This is a genomic window from Pelistega sp. MC2 (genome assembly GCF_900099475.1).
Classification (GTDB): Bacteria; Pseudomonadota; Gammaproteobacteria; order Burkholderiales; family Burkholderiaceae_B; genus Taylorella; species Taylorella indica.
In genome coordinates this window covers 360,068-380,304 of the sequence record NZ_LT628274.1, presented here as the reverse complement: position 1 = coordinate 380,304, position 20,237 = coordinate 360,068, and the positions used below count along the sequence as shown (strand labels likewise).

Genomic DNA, 20,237 nt, shown 5'->3' with positions numbered 1-20,237 from the left:
TTATAGCATTCTAAAATTTAAATAGATTTATATTCAATTATGAACAGTGAAAATACAAACGTAGGTGGAATAAATATGTCCTCATCAACAGATATTTTAGGAATAATTCTTGATGAGTTTAGGAAAGCTCTTAGCGTTCCAGAAATGAATGAGGATGACGATTTTTTTGATTTTGGTGGGCATTCTTTGCTGGCTACTCGGATACTGGTTTCTCTAAAAAAGAAGAATATTATGGTAAGTTTCAATGACTTTTTCCAATTTCCAACAGCACGTGGCATTGCTAGCGTAGCAAAAACAAAACAAGATCCAAGTGAAGAAAAATCAGCTAGTGATTCAGGTCTGAGTGATTCATCACCTTTAACGTTTACTCAACAATTTTTATGGGATGCATATGAGGCATTTGATTTCAGTCCTATATACAATCTCCCGTTTGCTATTGAATCTCAGGGTGATATAGATGAAGAGACTTTTGCGCTGTCTTTTTGCGACGTAGTAGAAAGACATCCATCATTAAGGACGATTTTCCACAAAGAGAATGGTAGGGTAGTGCAAACTATTATTCCTATGGAACAATTATCTAGATTTAAATGGTATTGGGGGAGTAATGAAAATAAAGAATTTTCGTTAGAGAAAGAATCCACTTATAAGTTTGATTTATCCAAAGAGTTGCCTCTAAGAGTTCGTTTTGTCAAATATGATAAGAGAATATTGATTTCACTATTGATACATCATATGGTTATTGATGAATGGTCTCTTAATACATTAATGCAAGATTTAAAACATGCGTATTCATCAAGAATAAAGAATCTGTCTGTAAAATGGAATCGCAATCCGAAAACGATGGTTGATTTGTGGAAGGAAAAAAATGTCCAAGGACTTAATAAACAACATTTGCAGTATTGGGTGGAGATGCTGGATGGGACAGTAGATAGGTTGAAGCAATTACATGCATTATCTGCAGATTCTATTACATTGACAGCGGCTAATTCTACTGGAATTTTTTGGGACATAAATTCATATAATCAAATTTATAGTTATGTACAAAAAAGAAAAATTTCGATTTTTACTCTTTTTTACTCTATCATTAGTATTGCTTTGATGAAATCTTATGATATGAAAGAGGTTATCGTTGGTACATCATCGTCGGGAAGAGATGATAGTCGTTTTTTTGATACAGTTGGGTATTTTACGACCATGATTGCTCATCGTTTATCATTACGAGAAAACGATAAACTTGATGGTTATATTACTAGGGTGGCAGAATTGGTAAATGAATCACTGGATTTTGCTTCTATTCCTATTGATATAGTGCAGAAACACCTGAGTAATGATAGTTTAGGATTGATATTTGATGTGTACATTCATATACATGTTAATAATGCCTTACATGGTTTTATGGATGAAGCTCAGTCAATTTATTACAAACAAATTCCTCCGCCTAAAAATATATCAATGTTCGGTATTCACTTTGAACTTATGGATAACATCACGGCATCTAATCAGCATGAATTGAGTTTGATTGTGACTTATCAAAAAAATAGATATTCAGATCAAGAAATAGAAATTTTATGTACGAGGGTTGAACAAATATTATCTTTTATTCTTCAGGGAGAAGAAGACATTTTGGTTAGTAAACTTTTTTCATAGGTGGTAAAGAATGGATATAGAAAACCTTGGGTTTGGTAACTACCTAGAAAAGATTTACTCCAACTTGTTTTGTGATGAACTTGATAAAGTCGCAATCATTTGTGGTGACAAAAAGATTAGTTATAAAGAATGCTCCCAAAATGTCTATAACATAATGTCCTTTTTGAGTAATCGACAGAATAGACAAGATATTATTATTGTTAAATTACATAAAAGTCCCGAATTTATTTTTGTGACCTTAGCGTGTGCTTTGATGGGGGTAATATGGGTTCCTATTGATATGGATTCACCTGATAGTAGAAAGGAATACTTTGTCCAGAATTGTCGAGGGACTCTTATTGTTAGCGAACAGTCTGCTTCCCACTTTGCTGGAGTGGAGAATGTGAACATACATTCCTTATTGCAGATATCAACAGCAAAAATAGACAATGTTTCCAATAAAATTCCTAGTTTGGATAGATTGGCAGCATATTACCTTTATACATCAGGTAGCACAGGTGTCCCCAAATGTGTAGTACTGAATCGGCAAGCAACATCGAATGTAATTCACGAAACAGTAAAACGCTGGGGGTTGAATAATGATGATGTATTTATTGCTATTACTCCGTGTCATCATGATATGTCCATTTTTGATATTTTTGCACCATTTTCTTTGGGAGCCACATTAGTGGTTCCTACTAAAGAGCAATTCAAAGATGCTGAAGCATGGGCTAAGTTAGTTGCTACGAATCGTGTTTCCGTATGGGTCAGTGTTCCTGCCATTGTTGAAATGTTATTTATGGTGACAGGGAAAGAGGATATAAAATCATTGCGAATAATTGCTCAAGGAGGTGATTATATTAATCCATCAATGGTATGTGAATTGCAGAAAACTTTACCTGATTGTCAGTTATATTCCTTAGGAGGGCCTACAGAAACCACTATCTGGAGTATTTGGCACAAAATTTGTTTGGACGATCAGCATTGTATTCCATATGGGAAACCATTACAAAATAATGTTTATTATATTCTTGATGATAGGATGCAGAGTTGTCCTCCTTTTAAAGAGGGAACCATGTATATGACAGGCATTAATTTATCTAATGGTTATTTAGTCGATGGAGAGATACATCATCAAGATTTTGTAGAGCTACATTTAGATAATGATAATCCACCAGAGCTAGCTTTAAAAATGAGTGATAAGGGGTATTTTGATGAAAACGGAACTATTATCTTTTGTGGAAGAGATGTTTGGTATCTTAAGGTAAAGGGTACAAGGATATCTGCTTTGGAGGTGGAAAAAGCACTGAACAGCTATTATTTAATTGCTACTAGTGTTGTTGTTTGCAGTAGAAATCCCTTAACAGGGGAAAGTGATTTGGTGAGTTTTTTAACTCTAAAACACAAAGGAGAATTTTCGCATTCTCAGTTACGAAAATATCTCCGAGAGATTCTTCCTATATCTCATATTCCTAGCAAATTTATCGTTCTTGACAAGATGCCTCTATCTAATAATGGAAAAGTAGATAGGGCATCTATTCAGAAAAAGGCGGACGAACTTTATACTAAGGAGTGAGTAGGGCTTATTTCTTGATTTTACCTACAAGAGTATACTGGAATATATCAACGATTGTGATGGAGTCTGGCATTTTATAGGCATCAATGTTTTGTGAGCTTAGAAACTCCCGGACTTCTTGCAATGTAATATATTTCTCAGGCTGCTGCAGGATGATATTGGCATGGATTCTTTCGCCTAATAGCTCGTCAGGAATGCCGACTACAGAGACGTCTTTTATTTTGATGTTTTTCAGTAACAGAGTCTCTAGCTCGCTAGGAATAATTTTTTCTCCTGCTCTGTTAATAATTTCTTTGCAACGACCAGTCACTACTATATTTCCTTTTGAATCAATAAATCCTAAATCCCCCGTTCTGTAAAAACCATCAGGGGTGAAAGATTTTTTGTTGATTTCTGGAGCATTGTAATATCCATTGATTGTATACGGGCCTTTGGTGATAATTTCGCCTATATCTCCCTTGGGTTGGGGTTGTAAATTTTCATTTATGATTAATATCTTATCATGTGGAGAAATGGGTCTGCCTTGTGTATTGGTTATGGTTTCGGTGTCGTCATCCAGTCTGGTGTAATTTACTAATCCTTCTGCCATTCCATAGACTTGTTGAAGTTTCATATTAGGGAAGTTTTTTGTAAATTTTTTGGCCAAGGTAGGGGATAATTTAGAGCCTCCTACTTGAATGACTCGTAAAGAGCTTAAATTGTAGTATTTTAGTTTTGTGCTATTTACCCAGAGAGTCACAAGGGAGGGAACTAGAGATACTTGGGTCACATGATGTTGTTGAATTAATTCAAAGCAGGTATCTGGACTACCATCACGTGCAATTACTATTTTCGCTCCTGAATATAGAGCTCCTAAAATGCCAGGTGAACTCATTGCAAAGTTATGAGAAATAGGAATAGCCACTAGTTGCACTGATGATTTATCTAAACCAGCTATTTTGGCACTTTCACGAACGGAGTAAAGATATTCATCATGTGTTCTGGGAATTAATTTGGGAATTCCTGTGGTTCCTCCTGAAAGTTGCAGAAATGCAATAGAGGTGGAGTTGTTGCGTACTGGATTTATAGTGTGATTTTGGTTGGTGAGAGTAGTGTATATTTCTCCGAGTTGAAAGTTTTTGATGACTCGTAAAGATTCAAGAGCGGCAGGCATGTTTTTTATAATTTCTTCTGCTGTATTGTTCTCATCAGGCAAAGATACTCTAACATATCCTTTTGCTGAAGCTAATTTTGCTATATGATAGATTTCATATGAATTGTGCATATGCATACAAAAAATGGGTTTAGCTCCGGTATAAAATATTCCAAATAAAGCAATAACAAAATCGGCACTGTTTGGAGCTTGTAATAGCACAAAATCATCCTTTTCAATACCTATAGTCTTTAGATACTCCCCAAAATTCACGGATAAGTTAAGTAGTGTTTCGTATGAAATAGTATAGTTGCCATCCACAATGGCGATATGATCTGCATATTTATGGCAGCTTTGTATAAGAAAATCAAAATGAGTTTGTCCTGTCCAGTAGCCTAGGGACTGGTATTGTTTAATTCTATTTTCATCGAAAGGGATATATAAGTTATTCAAAATATTCACCATAAATAATAATGATAATAATTATCATTATCTGATATAATGTCGATAATTGCAATGAATCAACGGATTTTATGAGTACGACATATAACTTATTTTGTCTTCCTTCTGCAGGTAGCAGCGCATCAATGTATGGTGAGTGGAGGAAAAATACCCCAGAGTGGCTTAAGGTTTTTCCTATTGAATATGCAGGTCATGGGGGTCGCTGCAATGAATCCTTGGCAAGCAGTACTGGAGAGATAATAGATGACATCTTACAGTGTATTTTATCTGTGGCGAGGGAAAATATCATCTTATTCGGCCATAGTTTGGGTGCAGCTTTAGCAGTAAGATTAGCTAAAAAAATGAGAGAAATTGGTATTGAGCAATCGGTAAGATTAATGATATTAAGTGGTAGACCAGCTCCTAGTTGTTTGCAAAGTTCACAAACACATCCTTCTCTTTGGTCTCATGAGGAGCTTGTTAATAGAGCGAAAAGATATGGAGGCATCCCAGAAATTATCTTAAATGAGCCTGATATCCTTTCCTTCTTTTTACGTATTTTACAAAGTGATTTATGTATAAATGAAGAGTTAATCAAAGAAGATAAAGTAATTTTTAGCTTTCCCATTTGGGGTATGACAGGCGAAGATGATTATGTTGCACCGCATAAATCTGTGCATCAATGGAAAGAATGGACAAATTGTTGGAAAGGAGTATCAATCTTTCCTGGTGGGCATTTTTTTCTAAGAGATGAAATGAGTGTTCAGCAAATTATTGAGGGGATTAGCAATATTGTATCCTCATTTGAGCAATAAATTAGGAGAATATATATGAAAAAAGAGTTAGCCACTATTGTTTCAGAAACTTTAGGAATTCCTGAAAATGAAGTGCCTTATGATACAAATTTAATTTCAGTTGGTTTACATTCCTTAGCGTTGATGAGTATCGCAGAGAAACTAACTGAAAAGTATGATCGAAATATCAAGTTTTCCGCGTTAATGGCTAATCCAACGATTGAAGGATGGGAAGCGTTAATAAAAAATTTAATAAATTAATTTAGTAAAAAGTACCCAGGGAGAGTCAAAAATGAGTCATAGGAGTTATCCTTCCTCAACTTATAGTCAGATTAGATCATTAATTGATGGAAGGTCAATCAGCCGATTTCAGTGGAAAATTATAGCCATATGTTTTTGTATTGTGCTACTCGATGGCTTTGATATTGCAATAGTTGCTTATATTGCACCTTTATTAAAAACAGAATTGTCATTAGGTTCGCAACATCTTTCGTATTTGTTTATGTCAGGTGTTTTAGGGCTTATGCTTGGTAGCATGATATTTGGATCGTTGGCAGACAAATTTGGGCGAAAAAGTGTGCTCCTTGTATCAATGTTGTTATACGGAGTAAGTACTTCTCTGTGTGGTTTGGTTGGCAATATAGACTCTCTAATATTTTTAAGATTTATTACAGGCCTTGGCTTGGGTGGTGCAATGCCAGTTAGTATAGCATTATGTGCTGAGTATTCTCCTGAAAAGCATAGAATGCTGTTGTGTACACTAGGATGGAGTGGTTTTACAGTGGGTATTGCTGCAGGAGGATTTTTTTCAAATTTTTTACTTGAACAGCTAAGTTGGAGTTGGTTATTTTATATAGGAGGAGTCCTCCCTCTACTTTCTATGCTTGTCGTGCTAAAAGAGCTTCCTGAATCTTTGGAATATTTAGTGAGGATAGGGGATAATAGGAAATTATCAATGATTTTGAAGAAAATTAATCTTCAAATGAATGATATAGTCCCCTCAAAGGAAAATATGGTTTTGAGCTATATAGAGAAGGTTCCTACAGTTAGATGTTTATTTACTAGGGACAATATATTGTTAACTTTATTATTATGGGTAGCTTTTTTCTTCTCTTTGATGGTTTTTTATTTATTAACCTACTGGATTCCTTTACTATTCGATGAGCTCTATTCTTTAAAAGAGGTAAATGTTCTTACTGCTATGATTCCTTTAGGAGGAACTGTAGGTGCTTTTATATTAGCTGTATTCATTGATAGGAAAAAAGCAGCTTTTCTGATACTGGCAATATCATATCTTGCTAGTTTTGGCCTTTTATTGTTTGTACCTTCAGTAAGTGGTGACTATTATAGTTTGCTCATTTGCTTATTTTTTATTGGTTTTACTATAGCAGGAGCACAAAACGGGCTAAATTTGGTTTCTGCTACTATTTATCAGGCATATGCTAGAGCAACAGGTGTCGGATGGGCAATGTCGAGTGGTAGATTGGGATCGATTGTTGGATCATATATAGGAGCACTTCTTGCTCAAAATAGTATAGAAACTTTCTTTAATTATCTGTCTATTGGCGGAGTAGTTTGTTCTATGGCGTTATTAGGTATTTTTCTCTATAGGAAATTAGTAGTTATCTAAAACATATGGAACAATAAATTGGTTGGGAAATATCTTAAACAATATGTTAATGCTCCAGCATACGTAGATGTCTGGTACTGTTCATTGAAAAATGATGTTGTTGATGAACTGGCTGATGAGTGTATTTCATTTCTGTCAGAGAGAGATTTAAATTCTATTACAATGTATCGTATACCGTCTTTGGCAAGGCGGATGATTGTGACGAGGGGACTGACAAGGAAAATTCTATCTTTTTATGTAGATGGAGTACCGCCTGATAGAATTTGTTTATATACGACAAGTTATGGAAAACCTTATCTGGAACCATCCTTGAATGTTTATTTTTCTCTTTCTCACTGCTCTGATGCCTTGGTTGTGGCAGTAAGTAGAAAATTTGATGTTGGGGTTGATATAGAGGATATTTATGGTCAATCTCACCAAAATATTGTTCCGTTTGTTTTATCTGATAATGAATTGGAAATCTATACAGGAGCAGATGCTGGCCATAAGGAATCTATATTTCTAACATTTTGGACTAGGAAAGAGGCTTACGTAAAATGCCTAGGGATTGGGCTAACAGATAATCTTAACAGAATAGATACTAGCAACTTCTTATCGAAACAAATAGTTTTTCAGGGAAAATATTTTGAATGTTTCTCTATTGATGTTCCTGAAATGAACTGTATATCTCATTTAGTTGTCAATGCAAATTCAACTTAAAAGAGTGTGTTAGTTATTTTGTCGTTGGTTGGTAGTTATTAGCCTTCTTATTGGAGGGATTAGATATTTTCTGGTAGGACTCATATGTTTTCCCTTTATACACAAAGAGAGTTACTTTATATAAGGAGAGTTAATATATATTTAAACTAATTCATCAATTGACTTCTTCTTTGGCCAATCAATGGTTAAGTGATTGTTTGTTTCTGTAGCAGTCGTTATTTGTTGTTCTTTTATTTTTTTGGTGGGAGGGGTAGATTGAGAGCTCGTTGGTGAAATATCTGCACCTTCCTCTTTGTGTTTTCTAATAAATTTACTTATAGCGTCAATGGTTACTTGTACTTCTTTAGTTGAAAGGTACTCTTGAATATTTGCTAGTGATAGTCCATTCTCTCTCATTAGAAGAATCTCTTCTTTGAAACGCAGCATTCTATTTCTTGCATTGGGTTTTAGGGCTAATTTTTGTTTTATAAAGGCATGAACATCTTGTTCCATACGATATCCTAGTAAAGTATATTTTTATGGTTGATGGGGTAGTTTGATCCTAAAAGGATTGATTTATTCTTTAATAAAGGGTTTTAGGTATATCAATTTCTAGTTTCTCTAAAATTGCCGTCAGTGCAGTGCGCATGAATCGCATATGCTGTAATATTTCATCCATATAGATGTCAGGATGTTGTTTTTCTGGTGTATGTTGTGCATTTTGTTCTAGGTTAGGTGAAGAATTATTAAGTAAATCCATCAATTCTACTTCAAGAAAAAAATGTCTTTTAAATGTTTCTTTTTTGATGTAGTTAAGTAAGTTTGTACAAGACTCTTGCGTGCGGTATTGATATTCATTGAAGGAAGGTAGTGATTGTAATATGCTATGGCTGTTTATTATAGATAGATGAATTATTTGTACTTTTAGTTCTGCTATAGCATCAGATAAGGGAGAATTTGGAAAGGTATCCTGGATATTCTCAATATGCTCAGTATAGAAGCTGTGAGTATGTAAAAAAGAAGAAAAGAATTGGTGTATTAACGTACAAAAATCATTGTTTTCAGTCCATTCATTCAATAGATCACAGCGGATATCGCTATCATCCTGTATAAAGTTATCTAATTTATCGGGATAAGGAATAGGGAGGGGATAGTTTAAATCGTAGAGAGTCTCTAAAAATTGTGCTGTGATGGTTTCTATCTCTTGATTGGAGAGATGGGGTAATTGGTTGTTATATTCTTTTTCCACTTTTCTTGTGATTGCAATTATAAGTTCTATCCAATTTTTTGCTTTTTCTGTGGATAAAAATGACAATATGAAGATGGGATTAAGAGTACCAATATCTATCAGCTCTCTAATTTTTTCTTCCATCTCGATTGACATATATTCGTTTTGTTTCCACTTTGTAATTTGTGTTGGCGATACTGATAGCATTGTAGCTAGTTGCTGTTGTGAGCAAGAAAGTAGTTGCAATGTTAATTTAATGAGGTGTGCATTCATAATATTTCCTTATATTTTATATATTAATTATAATAAAAATATTATTGTTATAGTTAATATAGTAAAATTTATTATAATATTTTCAGGTAAAATTATGTTGTTAAATAGTCAATATGAAGAGTAATTTATTAGTTAGTTCATTCACAAGCAGTGAAAAATGTTATACTGACAGACCGTAGTTTCATACTACCAAGTATTGGAGATTGATGATGGCAAAGAGAGTTGCAATGTCTTCGATGTTTTTCCTGACAGCGGCTGGTCGTTCTGCTTCTCGTGTGCATATGCCAGTTAGCCGACTGAAGAAGTCGGCGAGGAATATATCAAAGACTATTAGACCTCTCCGCAGTAGAATGGATTATATTAACTTTAATTTGCGTGAGATGGAAGATCGTGTAAACGGTAAGTTCGTTGAATTACCAGATGATTTACACGGAGATCAATTGATGAAATGGCTGGAGACTCGTTAATTGTTTTCGGTTTCATTTGGTGAAAAGTTTCTCCAAGAATTTAAGTGCTTTCCCAAAGCTGATCAAGAGAAGATTATTCAGTTCGTTGATTATGTGCGAAAGCATGGTTTTGTTGGTCTGGAGGGGCGGAATAAATCTTCTATCAATGTATTGAGTACTGATCCTGAGTTTTTAGCCAAGGTTTCATACGCAAGAGAACATAATTTGTGGCATTACCACATTGGAATCCCTGAATATACACCTGACACTCCATTTGGAGACCGAACGTCAGAATGGGTGTTACATTACATCCGAACTGATGACACTATAAAAATCATTGAGTTAGGTAGTCATCCTCCCTTTAAATTACCTAGGCAAGAGTATTTAAAATAAATCAACAGTCTATTGTTTTTGAATTAATATAGTTATTTATAATTATTATAATAATTATAAGCACAGCATATACTACCTCATACCTTATTGATATTTTACTAGAAGAATGGTATTAGAGCGTCTAAATGCAGGATAGGCTATCGCCGGGAAAAATGGACACATTTTTCCAAAAATTTGGCTTTGCCAAAAAACATTTTGCGGCTATGTGTACTTTTGACTCATGGAAAAAATCTTTACTTGATAGTGTCAAGTTTAAAACATCTACTTTCCTGCTATCTTAATTTAGGAAATAGTTACACTATAATTGTAGCTATTTTTCTTAGGTGTATATTTGAAAGTATTTTATTTCTTTAGCTATCATTGATTAAAGCAAAGTGAATGAAAGAGAAGATGTTATTTTTTTAAATAGCGGGAATGGTATGCGCACTTGAAATCTGATAATATCAACTCATGCGCTAAAATTTCTTTTTCTGCATGGTGATCAAAAGTTTTTATTGCATGCGTCATATAATTATCACCATAACTTACTCGTAAGTATCGATGTGCATCGTTCTTAGCAAGAGCTAGAACCGTGATATCTCCAAACCTCTGCGCATCAATTTTTTTCCACTCATTAATAAAAATATATTCATTGGGCCAGATATTTTGAGCAGTTTTTTGGGAGAAATGTAGTAACTTGTCATTTATCGGCTTGATGGGGAACAAATCAATCCCTGGATGTTTATAGTCGTCATGTCCAGATAACATTTTTAACCCGTGCTCTGGGTATAGCTTGATAGCCCCCCATTTTTCGTAAGTCTTTGTACAGGTTTTGTATCCGTTTTCCTTAAACTCATCCTCTAATCTCAATATGCGATAGAAATCATCTTGTAGAAACATGACATCCGCATCATCGTCCCAAGGAATCAATCCTTGATGGCGAACTAATCCAAGCAAACTTCCCCCACTTAATGTATACCTGATACCATGCTTATTGAAAACCTTATGGACCACCTCAAGACCTTCATAGATTAAGTCCACAACATATTGCTCAGTTTGGTTAAAAGCGTTTCTTAAATTTTGACTCATTTTAACCCCTTTTCATCTTGAAGACTAATAGATACGAGTAATTACTGACTTTATAGTCGTCGAAAAGACTAAACCCAAGACTAGTTACTAATTTCTTCAATTCGTTCTTTTTATATGGAATCCTTCTATTATTTGCGAACATGTCAAGATGCATGAGAGAACCTACTTTTGTTTTTTCATCAAACTCATGGATTATCAGCACACCAGAATCATTAAGTAATCTTTTGCTATTTGAAAGTATTGTAAGCACATCGTCTCGAGAAAATCCCATTAAAAAACGAGAAAGCAAAACTAAATCACTCTTCAAATTTTTGAATGAATATTTTTCCTTATGCAAAATGTCCATTAAGAAAAAATTAATTTGTTTGTTTATCTTCAAGGTCGCCAAGAAATTCTTGTCTTGGAGAAGTTTTCTATTGTTGTCTAGTACCTTAATACTGATGTTAGGCATCGTTTGAAGAATATGAGTGATGACACCTCCTTTAGCTCCCCCCACATCACAAATACTATCGATTGTAGGAAAGTTTTTAAATATATAATCACAAATTTTTATAGGAAAATGATACAAGCCTTCTGACATGGCCTGATAATACAACACATCATCATCTATCGTTTTTTTAGGCTTTTTATTCTTGATTTTTTCAGATAATGTATCCCAATTTTTGCTTCTTGTTGCATCAAAAAGCAATAGATTTTTGATACTTTGAGAGCTGCTGCAGTCAAAATAATTTAACAAATGAGAAGGTAGTAAATATTTACCACTTTCTTGTATCTCTAGAATGCCCCAAGCGACTAGACAGTTCAAAACCAATTCTATGCTGGTTTTGTCTGTTTGAGTGTGTGTAGCTATTTCCTCTAAGCTGCTAGCATTATGACTAACCAATACATCAAACACCCCCACCTCTAAGGCTGACAAAACAGCCCTAGACAATCTAAAATTAAATATCAGTGAATGTAATTGGGGTACATTAAGGTGAGAATTCATTTTAAATACCTACATGCCATAAGGGAATAGATTATTTAGCTCTAATAAATCAGTTCTAATTCGTGACATTGCCTTCGCCATGAGAGATAGCTCTTCAATACTATGAATCATTCTGTTATAAATTACATTTGATGTATCAAGATTATCTAAAAAATCTGAGACATTTCTGATGATAAGGTGATTAGGTGTAAATATCAGTTTGTTGTTTTTTGTTGCGCTTCCCCTAAGTTCAAAAACAGGATAACTTCCTCCCACCCCAGCAGAGACAGTTACTAATAGAGCAGGTTTGAAACCTACATCATGCGCAGTAATACCCATAAAAAAATCCTTCACAACAGGAGGAGTCATTCCCGAATATTCAGGGACAACAATAACGATTGCATCAGATTGTTGAAATTTTTTTAATAGAGTCTCCCTTTTTGTCATTTCTTCTTCAGAATAAGAGCATTTCCATGCAAGTTCTGGGTAATCTAGCAGTTTCAAATATTCACAAAAGAAATGAGTTTTTGCTTGCTGGCAAATTACTTTTGCTACTGAATCAGATGCCCCGTTATATTGCTGACTCCCTGAAATAACCAATAAATGCATAATCTCTCCTAAGTTTATTCATTACAACGACGAAAATGACTGCCCCGATTATATTAAAAATAGACAGTAGTATTATGACGATTAAAAAATCTTGAAATAAAAAGCCTACTAAGTAACAAGCAGTATGCAAACATATAATATACGCAAAGTCAATAAATAAAGATTGTCTCCCTTTATTCAGTGCCGGTAGTGTTTGAGATAATAGAAACATCATCCCTCGTCCAGCTACCGTTATTGGAATAGTCCATAGAAAAAAACTTAATAATTCTATAGCTTTGGTATTATATGAAGATATAATTATAGAGAACGTATCCTTCCCTAATAATAAAATTATTGCGAATGCAGACTGCCATGCAATAATTAAGCAAACTGCCATGTAAAAATATTTCTTTATTTCTAATATTTTCCTGTTTTGAAAAGACTTACTGATAGCGACACTTGCAGCTATAGAAATAGCAAACGAAGGAGTCATAATCAAAGGTTGTATCTTTGAAATTATTCCCATCATTGCTATTTCAGCATCGCCTAATCTAGCTATATAATAGGTGGATATTAAGACTGATATGGGCCAGAATATAGAGGAGGTTACCGTGACTAAGGCAGTTCTCAACAGGAAGAGTGTCTTTTGTATAAGCATCTCAATTTGTATTTGATGCTTCCCAAAAGAATAAGAATGATTTTTGGTAATGTAATAACCAAAAAGTACAACTGCGAATAATTGTGATAGTGCAGTGCCATATACCGCCCCGGAAATTCCTAGACCTATTGGATGAAACATCAAAATGGGCGATAGAAAAATGTTCAGTATGCAAGAGAAAATGATAATTATTGTTTGTTGTTTGTACATATCAATAACTCTCATCATTGCAGCACCTGCAAAAAACAACAAGGTTGCTCCATATGATATAACCCACGAAAGAAAATATGTTTGTGCTAGTTTGACCGTGAGTAAACTCTCCGAAAAACTTTCAATAATTTTATGAAGAATGATAAAATAGAGCGATAGTGCTATTATGCACAAGAAACAGATTCCTGAGAACAAAGGAGGGAGTATCTGTTTTAGGAATTGAGAGGAGTTTTGGTATTTTGTAGTAAAAATAGAGACAGCTAAAGCGAATCCACTAGCAATGGTGTTAAATAACCATACAAAAGGACTTATAATCCCTGCTGCAGCCAACTCATGAGTTCCAAGCAATGAAATGAAATAAATGTCAACAACTCCGTAGATAGAGGATGCTAGTAGAGATAACATCACGGACATTGCTTGTTTATTAAATACAAAAATATCTGACAAATATCTTCTCATAGAGTATTAATCTCTTATTATTTCATGATAATACGGAAGCCTACTGCATACCTATCTACTCCATCACTGCTTTTTACACCGTGCCTTCTAGACACTCTACAAAGATCAGAGAATCTACTAAAACATCCTCCTTTAGTTATTTTGTAGCGGTAACCATCATTTGTCACCAAGTCATCGACAATGAATTTTCCTTCTGGATAAGGATGGTAGTCAGAAATGGTCAATTCCTCAACATTTCCTGCCAAATCATATATGCCGTTTGGAGTGGCCCCTAATTTGAAACAACCAACTGGAGTTGTAGACATTATTCCTAATTCTGCAGTATTAGCATATTCCGGAGAATAGGTATCTCCCCAAGGATATTCTCTAAGTGATTGGCCTGCAGCCCACTCCCATTCAAACTCAGTTGGTAATGAAAATGTTTTACCTGTTTTTTTGGAAAGCCATGAACAATACTTTAGAGCAGATTCAAATCCTATAGAATACACGGGATGGTTAGATTTCTCTATAGGGAAACTACCAAACGTCCACGATGACGGGACTTCTGCATCATAATTTTCTAGCAAAAAAAGGTAATATTCTAAATTAGTAACGGGATAAATTGACATCCAGAAGTCATCAATAGTTCGCAAATGTTTTGGTGTTTCTTTCATAATCCATTCTTCTAGCACACCAACACAGCTATACTTTTCAACAATTTTTTGAATATCCTGTTCATCAATCCCTATTTTTGCTTCTCCTCCCTTAATAAAAACCATGTTAGGAATTTCTCCTGGATTTAATCTGGGGTCTCCTAGAAGACTCAATAACCTTGCGTAATGTATAACCTCGGAAAGATCGTTTGATTGATACATTTTTTTTAAAAACTCATTTCCTTGATTGTTTTTGGTCTTTCTTATATTCAGGACTTCTTTATGGATATAAGAGTTTCTTTGGATGGTCAAGATAGCATCAAAATGTCGTCCAACCTTGGCATCATCACATTTTCTTGCAATAACTTTCTTCATAATGTCTCCAAATTATAATGGTTTTTGCTTATTTTCAGATTTAAATATGTTCAGTATAACTAGTATCAAAAAAAAATAAAAGAGGGTAAAAGGGACTATTATGCGAAAGAATATTATTACTTTTGGTACTTTTGATTTGTTGCATGTCGGACACATAAATTTTTTATCTAGGGCGTCTCAGCTAGGGAGGCTTATTGTCGGAATAGCAACAGATGAATTAAGTTACAGGAATAAGAACACTATTCCTGTTATTCCTCAAGAGCAACGCATTCAAATGGTTCAGAGTATCTGTCATGTAAGTGAAGTTTTTTTAGAGGAAAATTATGGTGGATACATAAATATTAAAGGAAAAAAAGAATACATAAAAAAATATGGAGCTGATATTTTAGTCATGGGAAATGATTGGGAAGGAACGTTTGATTATTTGAATAATTATTGTGAGGTCATATACTTAGAAAGAACAAAAAATATATCAACAACACAAATCATTAATAAGATTTTGGAGCGATAGTATGAAGGCATGGTGTCATGGCAATATGGATGCATATACTCAGTCAGCTAAAGTAACTAGCGCAAAAGGAGTGCATGTTCAAATTGATAAAAGTACATTTATAGATTGTGTAGCAGGTATATTGGGTGTGACTCAAATAGGGTATGGAAATATTGTGTTGGTCAAAGAAATGTCACGTTCAGCTCAGAATCTTTCTTTTTTTCCTTTAGTTGATGGATTTTATACGGATCCTAGTATTCTTCTTGCAGAAAAACTGAATGAATTGACTCCATTTATTCATGGTAATAGCTACTCTTATTTCCTAAATAGCGGTTCGGAGGCCATTGATACTGCTATGAAGATGGCAGTCCAATTTCATAGAAATATAGGACATCCAACAAAGAGGAGATTTCTTTATGTAGAGGGTTCCTATCATGGGTCGACTATAGGAGCAACAAGCATTTGTGGAATAACTGCCATGGAGGAGGTTTACAGAGGACTACTCCCAGACAATATCAAAATTAGCAAACCATCTATATTAGAAAGTGATTTATCCAATGCAGAATTAGATCAATGGTTTCAGAATCTCCTTGATATTATCCATCTTGAAGGTAGCCATAATATTGCAGCACTTATTATTGATGCTATAACGGTGTCGGGAGGGGTTAACATATTAAATATTTACTTTTGGAGTAAATTGCAAGATATTTGTAAAGAATACGATATCCTTCTGATTATTGATGAGGTATTTACAGGGTTTGGGCGAACTGGAAGGTGGTTTGCCTCTGAGATTTGGAATATATCTCCCGATATCTTAGTGTTGTCAAAGGGGATATCTAGCGGATATTTCCCTATAAGTGCTACGGTTGCAACAGAAAGAATAAGGGCAGCCTTTGGGCAAGGAAATGAAAAAAAATTCATTCATGGAGGTACTTATTCGGGACATCCAGTCGGATGTGCCGTTGCCCTAAAAAATATTCAATTATTAACAGATCTTAATGTTGTAGAGAAAGGAAAACAGATAGAACAGTATTTTTTAGAATTAAAGAAACGATTATCAAAAGTGTTTTTTCTACAAAATATCACTGTGGTAGGAGCCATGATTAGTATGGAAATTATTTGTCCGAATTACGATATGATAAACAAATTGAGTACTAAGCTAAAGCATCTTTTTTGGAAAGAACGTTTATTAGTAAGAATTGTAAACAATATTATTTATATTCACCCTGCATTAATCATTCAAGAAAAGGATATAGTGGAAGTAATTAACCGTTTCTTATTTTGTATTTCACAAATCAACGGAGATGAATATGTTACCTAAAATTAGAAATAGTACCATATTACCTATCACTAGGGGAAAAGAGAGTACAGCTGTTTTGTATTCTTTTTCTAACTTATCAGACGGAAATGAGCATTTTGCTTTAGTATTCAAGAGGCATGATGGTATAACACCTAAACAAACTCTTGTCAGAATTCATTCAGAATGTATAACTGGAGATGTGTTTGGTTCAAAAAAGTGTGACTGTGGAAAACAGTTAACAGAAGCATTGGAATTGTTGGGAAAATATGGGGGAGTTTTAGTTTATCTAAGACAGGAAGGAAGAGGAATTGGGCTTTACAATAAAATTGATGCATATGTTTTGCAGGAATCTGGATTTGATACTTTTGAGGCGAATAACTACTTAGGTTTTCCAGAGGATAGCAGGGACTATAAAGTAGCTGCTGAGATTTTACAGGTACTAGGGGTGAAGGAAGTTAATTTATTAACCAATAACCCAATCAAAGTATCAACAGTAGAGAGATATGGTATTTGTGTGAGTAAGGTAACTCATACAAGAAAATTTCTTTGTAAAGAAAACAAAAAATACATAGAAACAAAAATCAATAAAACAGGGCATTTTTTTGATAATGTTTGAAATCTCAAGGAGACTCAAGTGATAGAACATTTTGCGCCTATAAGTGGAGTATCGGTCTACAATAAAGGATTGCATCCTTTAATAGCCACCGCAGGTTATGATAACCAAGTCATCCTTTGGGATGCTAGCTTGGGAACCTCTATTTCCAGGGGGATGCACGATCATCTAGTAAATCATTGTGACTTCTCTCCTTGTGGTAAATTTTTAGTTAGTGCAAGCAGTGATTATTCTGCCAGACTCTGGAGTGTCCCTGAAATGAGGCTAGTTGCGGTACTGCAAGGTCATACTGATGATGTCATGCAAGTGAAATTTGCACCTAATGGTAAGTATATTGCAACTTGTTCATATGATGGTTCTATCGGTTTATTTACTGCTGAAGGAGAGTCAATATGTTTTTTTAAAGGACATCAAGGGCTTATCGAGTCTATAGATTGGTCAGTTGATTCTCAATCAATAATTTCCTGTGGAACAGATAGTACTATCAGGGAGTGGGATATTCAAGCCAAGCAGCAAGTATCTCAGCTCAAAATAGATAATTATGATATTGATGCAATTGTTGTATTAAGTGATAAAAATCTTCTCTCTGGAGATGACAGGGGGATTATTACTTTGTGGGATCAAGAAGGAAAAAAATTAACAGACTACCAAGCACATAATTCAGGTATAAAAAGGATAGTTGTTGATTATAACTCTCAGCAAGTTGTTAGTCTCGGGTATGATCAAAAAATTATTGTTTGGAAGTACGAGTGCGGTGAGTTGATAGAAATTCAGAATAGTTCTTTTTTAAATTCAATATGGGCAAGGTCGTGTGCTTTTCTTGATGAGAGCAATCTAGTGTTGAGTACATTTGGTTCTACTTATGCTTTATGGTCTTTTCCTGAGAATAAGTGGTACTTAAAAAATTATCGGTCATCAAAATCTTTAAACGCCCTAGACGTACATAGCAACCAAATTTATGCTATTGGTGATGCCGGTATAGTAGTTCATCAAGGAAAACTAACTTCTTGTGGGTCAAAATCTTTATCTAATTTTATTAAAGTGACTCCAGTCGGTACTTTTGTGGGAGGACAAACAGGAGAAATCATTGAAACAACAAAGAATACTCTTATTTATAAACATTCATCTCCTTTAAATTGCTGTATAACATTTGTAAAGAACGCTACATTATATTTGGCTATTGGATGTTATTCAGGCGATATTCTAATTGTAGAATTAACACAGACAGGAGAGGTATCTGGTATTGAAAAATACACCTTGCATACTAATGCTATTAAGGGAATTGCTTTTTACAACGCACAATTATATACAGGAAGCGCTTCTGGGGAAATGTGTTCTTTTAGCGTAGAGAATATGAGTGTAAGGAAAAGGATTCATGAAGCACATACAAGTATACTGAATGGGATATGTGCATATGAGAAAGGACTTGCGACAATATCTAGAGATTTGACTTTGGCTCTTTGGGATGAAGATTTAAACCTTAAAGATAGAATACCTTCTCGCCACAAATTTTCTATCAAAAGTATCGCAGCATCATTAACGGGCAGTGTTATTGCTACAGGTTCATATGGTGGGACTATAGATTTATTTGATGTGTCAGAAAAAATATGGATTGGAAATATTCAACGCCCCTCTATGTCAGGAATTTCTAGTATCTGCTGGCATGATGGTTTACAGAAGTTTGTTGCATCTTCGTATGATGGTCATGTTTATCACGTAGATGTTTAGGGGGCTTATTGAAATTTAACTACAATCTATCTCAAATATTTGAACTTCTCTCTCAAATAGTACTACTGTCCAGATAAGAGAGATTAAGCCGCCAGTTTAACAAATTCAGCTGGTGGCTTAATTTCGTGGATTATGCGGCCTCATATAGTGTTAGAGTAAGTCAATTTGATGTATACAAGTATAAGTTTCCTCCGAAAATAATGTTTGCATTGATTGATGGGAAAATTGACAAAAAATAAACATGGATAAATACAACTACACTCAGAAAGGAATATAGGTAATGAATTTCTTTGAAGTATTTCCTGAGTCCTCGTTTTTAATTAATCCGCTTCTACTGTTTATCCTATAATTTTATAGATACAGTACATATTATCCCTATTACTGCGAAACCAATCCCGTGTTGATTATTTTTTGTTATCTTCATAATAGCGGATAATGCAAATGAGGTGCTACGTAATATAATGCATCGACGCTTGCAAACTATTACTGTTTTCTATTGTGTTCTATACAATACACTCGCTATGCCTCTTATCTTTGATAATGCACAAATCGGCGAGTTTTTTTGTATTAAGGATTGGAATGAGTACTTTTAACAAACCAGAAAAAAGTAATGCAGAACTCATTATTGAGTGGAAAAAACGTGGCTTATGCATTCCTGACGAACAACGAGCGCAGCAGCACTATTACAATCCTTCTTATTAAAGAAGCGGATTGCTAAAAATTTAGGATTAAATGCTGAAATTTTAGAGTCTTGGTTAAAAGCATTGAACAGTATTCGTAATATTTGCGCTCATCACAGCCGTCTTTGGAATAGAAAGTTAGGGATTGCCATTAAAATTCCCCAATCATCACAAATCAGATGGTTATTTGTAACGCCTTAACACTCACAACTTAATAACGTTCAGTTTGAACGCCGTATTTATTCTATTCTTGTG

22 protein-coding genes are annotated in these 20,237 nt (G+C 34.4%); 14 read left to right on the top strand and 8 right to left on the bottom strand.

All coding sequences use genetic code 11. The annotated features are described in order from the left end of the window. The first annotated feature begins 75 nt into the window (after positions 1-75). Both BQ4443_RS03550 and BQ4443_RS03545 read left to right on the top strand, forming a co-directional pair. Positions 76-1,647 (top strand): condensation domain-containing protein, encoded by a 1,572-nt coding sequence (locus BQ4443_RS03550; RefSeq protein ID WP_071058083.1) that lies wholly within the window; start codon positions 76-78, stop codon positions 1,645-1,647. A gap of 10 nt (positions 1,648-1,657) precedes the next feature. Further along, on the top strand, positions 1,658-3,202 hold the full coding sequence (locus tag BQ4443_RS03545; RefSeq protein ID WP_071058082.1) for an AMP-binding protein: 1,545 nt from the start codon (positions 1,658-1,660) through the stop codon (positions 3,200-3,202). 7 nt (positions 3,203-3,209) lie between these two features. Here the strand turns inward: BQ4443_RS03545 and BQ4443_RS03540 are convergent, their stop codons facing one another. After that, entirely contained in the window at positions 3,210-4,787 is a 1,578-nt protein-coding gene (locus tag BQ4443_RS03540; RefSeq protein ID WP_218118018.1) for a (2,3-dihydroxybenzoyl)adenylate synthase, read from the bottom strand. A gap of 80 nt (positions 4,788-4,867) precedes the next feature. Between BQ4443_RS03540 and BQ4443_RS03535 the strand changes: the two genes are divergently transcribed. The 4 genes from BQ4443_RS03535 (at position 4,868) to BQ4443_RS03520 (ending at position 7,898) form a co-directional block, all read left to right on the top strand. Further along, positions 4,868-5,590, top strand: a complete 723-nt coding sequence (locus BQ4443_RS03535) for a thioesterase II family protein (RefSeq protein WP_083331838.1) — start codon at positions 4,868-4,870, stop codon at positions 5,588-5,590. 15 nt (positions 5,591-5,605) lie between these two features. Beyond that, entirely contained in the window at positions 5,606-5,830 is a 225-nt protein-coding gene (locus BQ4443_RS03530; protein WP_071058079.1) for an acyl carrier protein, read from the top strand. A 31-nt stretch (positions 5,831-5,861) separates the two neighbouring features. Next, the gene (locus BQ4443_RS03525; RefSeq protein ID WP_071058078.1) at positions 5,862-7,199 is read left to right on the top strand and encodes an MFS transporter; all 1,338 of its coding nucleotides are present in this window, start codon (positions 5,862-5,864) and stop codon (positions 7,197-7,199) included. An 84-nt stretch (positions 7,200-7,283) separates the two neighbouring features. Then, a complete protein-coding gene (locus BQ4443_RS03520) occupies positions 7,284-7,898 on the top strand; it encodes a 4'-phosphopantetheinyl transferase family protein (RefSeq protein ID WP_143000541.1) in 615 nt (204 codons plus the stop codon). A 141-nt stretch (positions 7,899-8,039) separates the two neighbouring features. On the opposite strand, the gene BQ4443_RS03515 is transcribed toward BQ4443_RS03520, so the two are convergent. Further along, the gene (locus tag BQ4443_RS03515) at positions 8,040-8,390 is read right to left on the bottom strand and encodes a hypothetical protein (RefSeq protein ID WP_071058076.1); all 351 of its coding nucleotides are present in this window, start codon (positions 8,388-8,390) and stop codon (positions 8,040-8,042) included. A gap of 70 nt (positions 8,391-8,460) precedes the next feature. After that, complete coding sequence (locus tag BQ4443_RS03510) at positions 8,461-9,378, bottom strand: hypothetical protein (protein WP_071058075.1); 918 nt, start codon at positions 9,376-9,378, stop codon at positions 8,461-8,463. 206 nt (positions 9,379-9,584) lie between these two features. Here BQ4443_RS03510 and BQ4443_RS03505 point away from each other — a divergent pair, with 206 nt between their 5' ends. Together BQ4443_RS03505 and BQ4443_RS03500 are read left to right on the top strand one after the other, a co-directional pair. After that, the gene (locus BQ4443_RS03505) at positions 9,585-9,845 is read left to right on the top strand and encodes a hypothetical protein (protein WP_176752448.1); all 261 of its coding nucleotides are present in this window, start codon (positions 9,585-9,587) and stop codon (positions 9,843-9,845) included. A 93-nt stretch (positions 9,846-9,938) separates the two neighbouring features. Beyond that, positions 9,939-10,217, top strand: a complete 279-nt coding sequence (locus BQ4443_RS03500; protein WP_256330870.1) for a hypothetical protein — start codon at positions 9,939-9,941, stop codon at positions 10,215-10,217. 393 nt (positions 10,218-10,610) lie between these two features. Here the strand turns inward: BQ4443_RS03500 and BQ4443_RS03495 are convergent, their stop codons facing one another. Genes BQ4443_RS03495 through BQ4443_RS03475 form a run of 5 tightly spaced genes read right to left on the bottom strand, consistent with a single transcriptional unit; the run spans position 10,611 to position 15,171 of the window. After that, on the bottom strand, positions 10,611-11,285 hold the full coding sequence (locus tag BQ4443_RS03495) for a LicD family protein (protein ID WP_071058072.1): 675 nt from the start codon (positions 11,283-11,285) through the stop codon (positions 10,611-10,613). A gap of 1 nt (position 11,286) precedes the next feature. After that, positions 11,287-12,270: a methyltransferase gene (locus BQ4443_RS03490; protein ID WP_071058071.1), complete on the bottom strand. Its 984-nt coding sequence runs from the start codon at positions 12,268-12,270 to the stop codon at positions 11,287-11,289. A 9-nt stretch (positions 12,271-12,279) separates the two neighbouring features. Next, the gene (locus BQ4443_RS03485) at positions 12,280-12,858 is read right to left on the bottom strand and encodes an NAD(P)H-dependent oxidoreductase (protein ID WP_071058070.1); all 579 of its coding nucleotides are present in this window, start codon (positions 12,856-12,858) and stop codon (positions 12,280-12,282) included. Continuing rightward, positions 12,821-14,152, bottom strand: a complete 1,332-nt coding sequence (locus BQ4443_RS03480) for an MATE family efflux transporter (RefSeq protein ID WP_176752447.1) — start codon at positions 14,150-14,152, stop codon at positions 12,821-12,823. Before BQ4443_RS03480 ends, BQ4443_RS03485 begins: the two co-directional genes overlap by 38 nt. A 29-nt stretch (positions 14,153-14,181) precedes the next feature. Beyond that, positions 14,182-15,171 (bottom strand): formylglycine-generating enzyme family protein, encoded by a 990-nt coding sequence (locus tag BQ4443_RS03475; protein WP_071058068.1) that lies wholly within the window; start codon positions 15,169-15,171, stop codon positions 14,182-14,184. 100 nt (positions 15,172-15,271) lie between these two features. On the opposite strand from BQ4443_RS03475, the gene BQ4443_RS03470 reads away from it, so the two are divergent. From BQ4443_RS03470 to BQ4443_RS12740, 6 genes are all read left to right on the top strand, one after another. Beyond that, positions 15,272-15,682, top strand: coding sequence for an FAD synthase family protein (locus tag BQ4443_RS03470; protein ID WP_071058067.1), 411 nt, complete (start codon positions 15,272-15,274; stop codon positions 15,680-15,682). Between the two features lies 1 nt (position 15,683). Continuing rightward, positions 15,684-16,982 (top strand): aminotransferase family protein, encoded by a 1,299-nt coding sequence (locus tag BQ4443_RS03465; RefSeq protein WP_071058066.1) that lies wholly within the window; start codon positions 15,684-15,686, stop codon positions 16,980-16,982. Continuing rightward, positions 16,966-17,577 carry a GTP cyclohydrolase II gene (gene ribA / locus BQ4443_RS03460; RefSeq protein WP_143000539.1) on the top strand — a complete coding sequence of 204 codons (612 nt, stop codon included), beginning with the start codon at positions 16,966-16,968 and terminating at the stop codon, positions 17,575-17,577. The genes BQ4443_RS03465 and ribA overlap by 17 nt, the downstream gene beginning before the upstream one ends. An 18-nt stretch (positions 17,578-17,595) precedes the next feature. Beyond that, entirely contained in the window at positions 17,596-19,302 is a 1,707-nt protein-coding gene (locus tag BQ4443_RS03455; RefSeq protein WP_083331837.1) for a WD40 repeat domain-containing protein, read from the top strand. Between the two features lie 579 nt (positions 19,303-19,881). Continuing rightward, positions 19,882-20,004: a hypothetical protein gene (locus tag BQ4443_RS12590; protein WP_256330869.1), complete on the top strand. Its 123-nt coding sequence runs from the start codon at positions 19,882-19,884 to the stop codon at positions 20,002-20,004. An 8-nt stretch (positions 20,005-20,012) separates the two neighbouring features. Beyond that, positions 20,013-20,183, top strand: a complete 171-nt coding sequence (locus BQ4443_RS12740; protein WP_218118031.1) for an Abi family protein — start codon at positions 20,013-20,015, stop codon at positions 20,181-20,183. Positions 20,184-20,237: the final 54 nt, after the last annotated feature.

Bases quoted from the DNA above. Each gene is read 5' to 3' on its own strand.
- BQ4443_RS03470 (WP_071058067.1), top strand. From the start codon at position 15,272: ATGCGAAAGAATATTATTACTTTTGGTACTTTTGATTTGTTGCATGTC.
- BQ4443_RS03505 (WP_176752448.1), top strand. From the start codon at position 9,585: ATGATGGCAAAGAGAGTTGCAATGTCTTCGATGTTTTTCCTGACAGCG.
- BQ4443_RS03550 (WP_071058083.1), top strand. From the start codon at position 76: ATGTCCTCATCAACAGATATTTTAGGAATAATTCTTGATGAGTTTAGG.
- BQ4443_RS03545 (WP_071058082.1), top strand. From the start codon at position 1,658: ATGGATATAGAAAACCTTGGGTTTGGTAACTACCTAGAAAAGATTTAC.
- BQ4443_RS03535 (WP_083331838.1), top strand. From the start codon at position 4,868: ATGAGTACGACATATAACTTATTTTGTCTTCCTTCTGCAGGTAGCAGC.
- BQ4443_RS03515 (WP_071058076.1), bottom strand. From the start codon at position 8,390: ATGGAACAAGATGTTCATGCCTTTATAAAACAAAAATTAGCCCTAAAA.
- BQ4443_RS03495 (WP_071058072.1), bottom strand. From the start codon at position 11,285: ATGAGTCAAAATTTAAGAAACGCTTTTAACCAAACTGAGCAATATGTT.
- BQ4443_RS03465 (WP_071058066.1), top strand. From the start codon at position 15,684: ATGAAGGCATGGTGTCATGGCAATATGGATGCATATACTCAGTCAGCT.
- BQ4443_RS03530 (WP_071058079.1), top strand. From the start codon at position 5,606: ATGAAAAAAGAGTTAGCCACTATTGTTTCAGAAACTTTAGGAATTCCT.
- BQ4443_RS03490 (WP_071058071.1), bottom strand. From the start codon at position 12,270: ATGAATTCTCACCTTAATGTACCCCAATTACATTCACTGATATTTAAT.
- BQ4443_RS03475 (WP_071058068.1), bottom strand. From the start codon at position 15,171: ATGAAGAAAGTTATTGCAAGAAAATGTGATGATGCCAAGGTTGGACGA.
- BQ4443_RS03510 (WP_071058075.1), bottom strand. From the start codon at position 9,378: ATGAATGCACACCTCATTAAATTAACATTGCAACTACTTTCTTGCTCA.
- BQ4443_RS12590 (WP_256330869.1), top strand. From the start codon at position 19,882: ATGAGTACTTTTAACAAACCAGAAAAAAGTAATGCAGAACTCATTATT.
- BQ4443_RS03485 (WP_071058070.1), bottom strand. From the start codon at position 12,858: ATGCATTTATTGGTTATTTCAGGGAGTCAGCAATATAACGGGGCATCT.
- ribA (WP_143000539.1), top strand. From the start codon at position 16,966: ATGAATATGTTACCTAAAATTAGAAATAGTACCATATTACCTATCACT.
- BQ4443_RS03525 (WP_071058078.1), top strand. From the start codon at position 5,862: ATGAGTCATAGGAGTTATCCTTCCTCAACTTATAGTCAGATTAGATCA.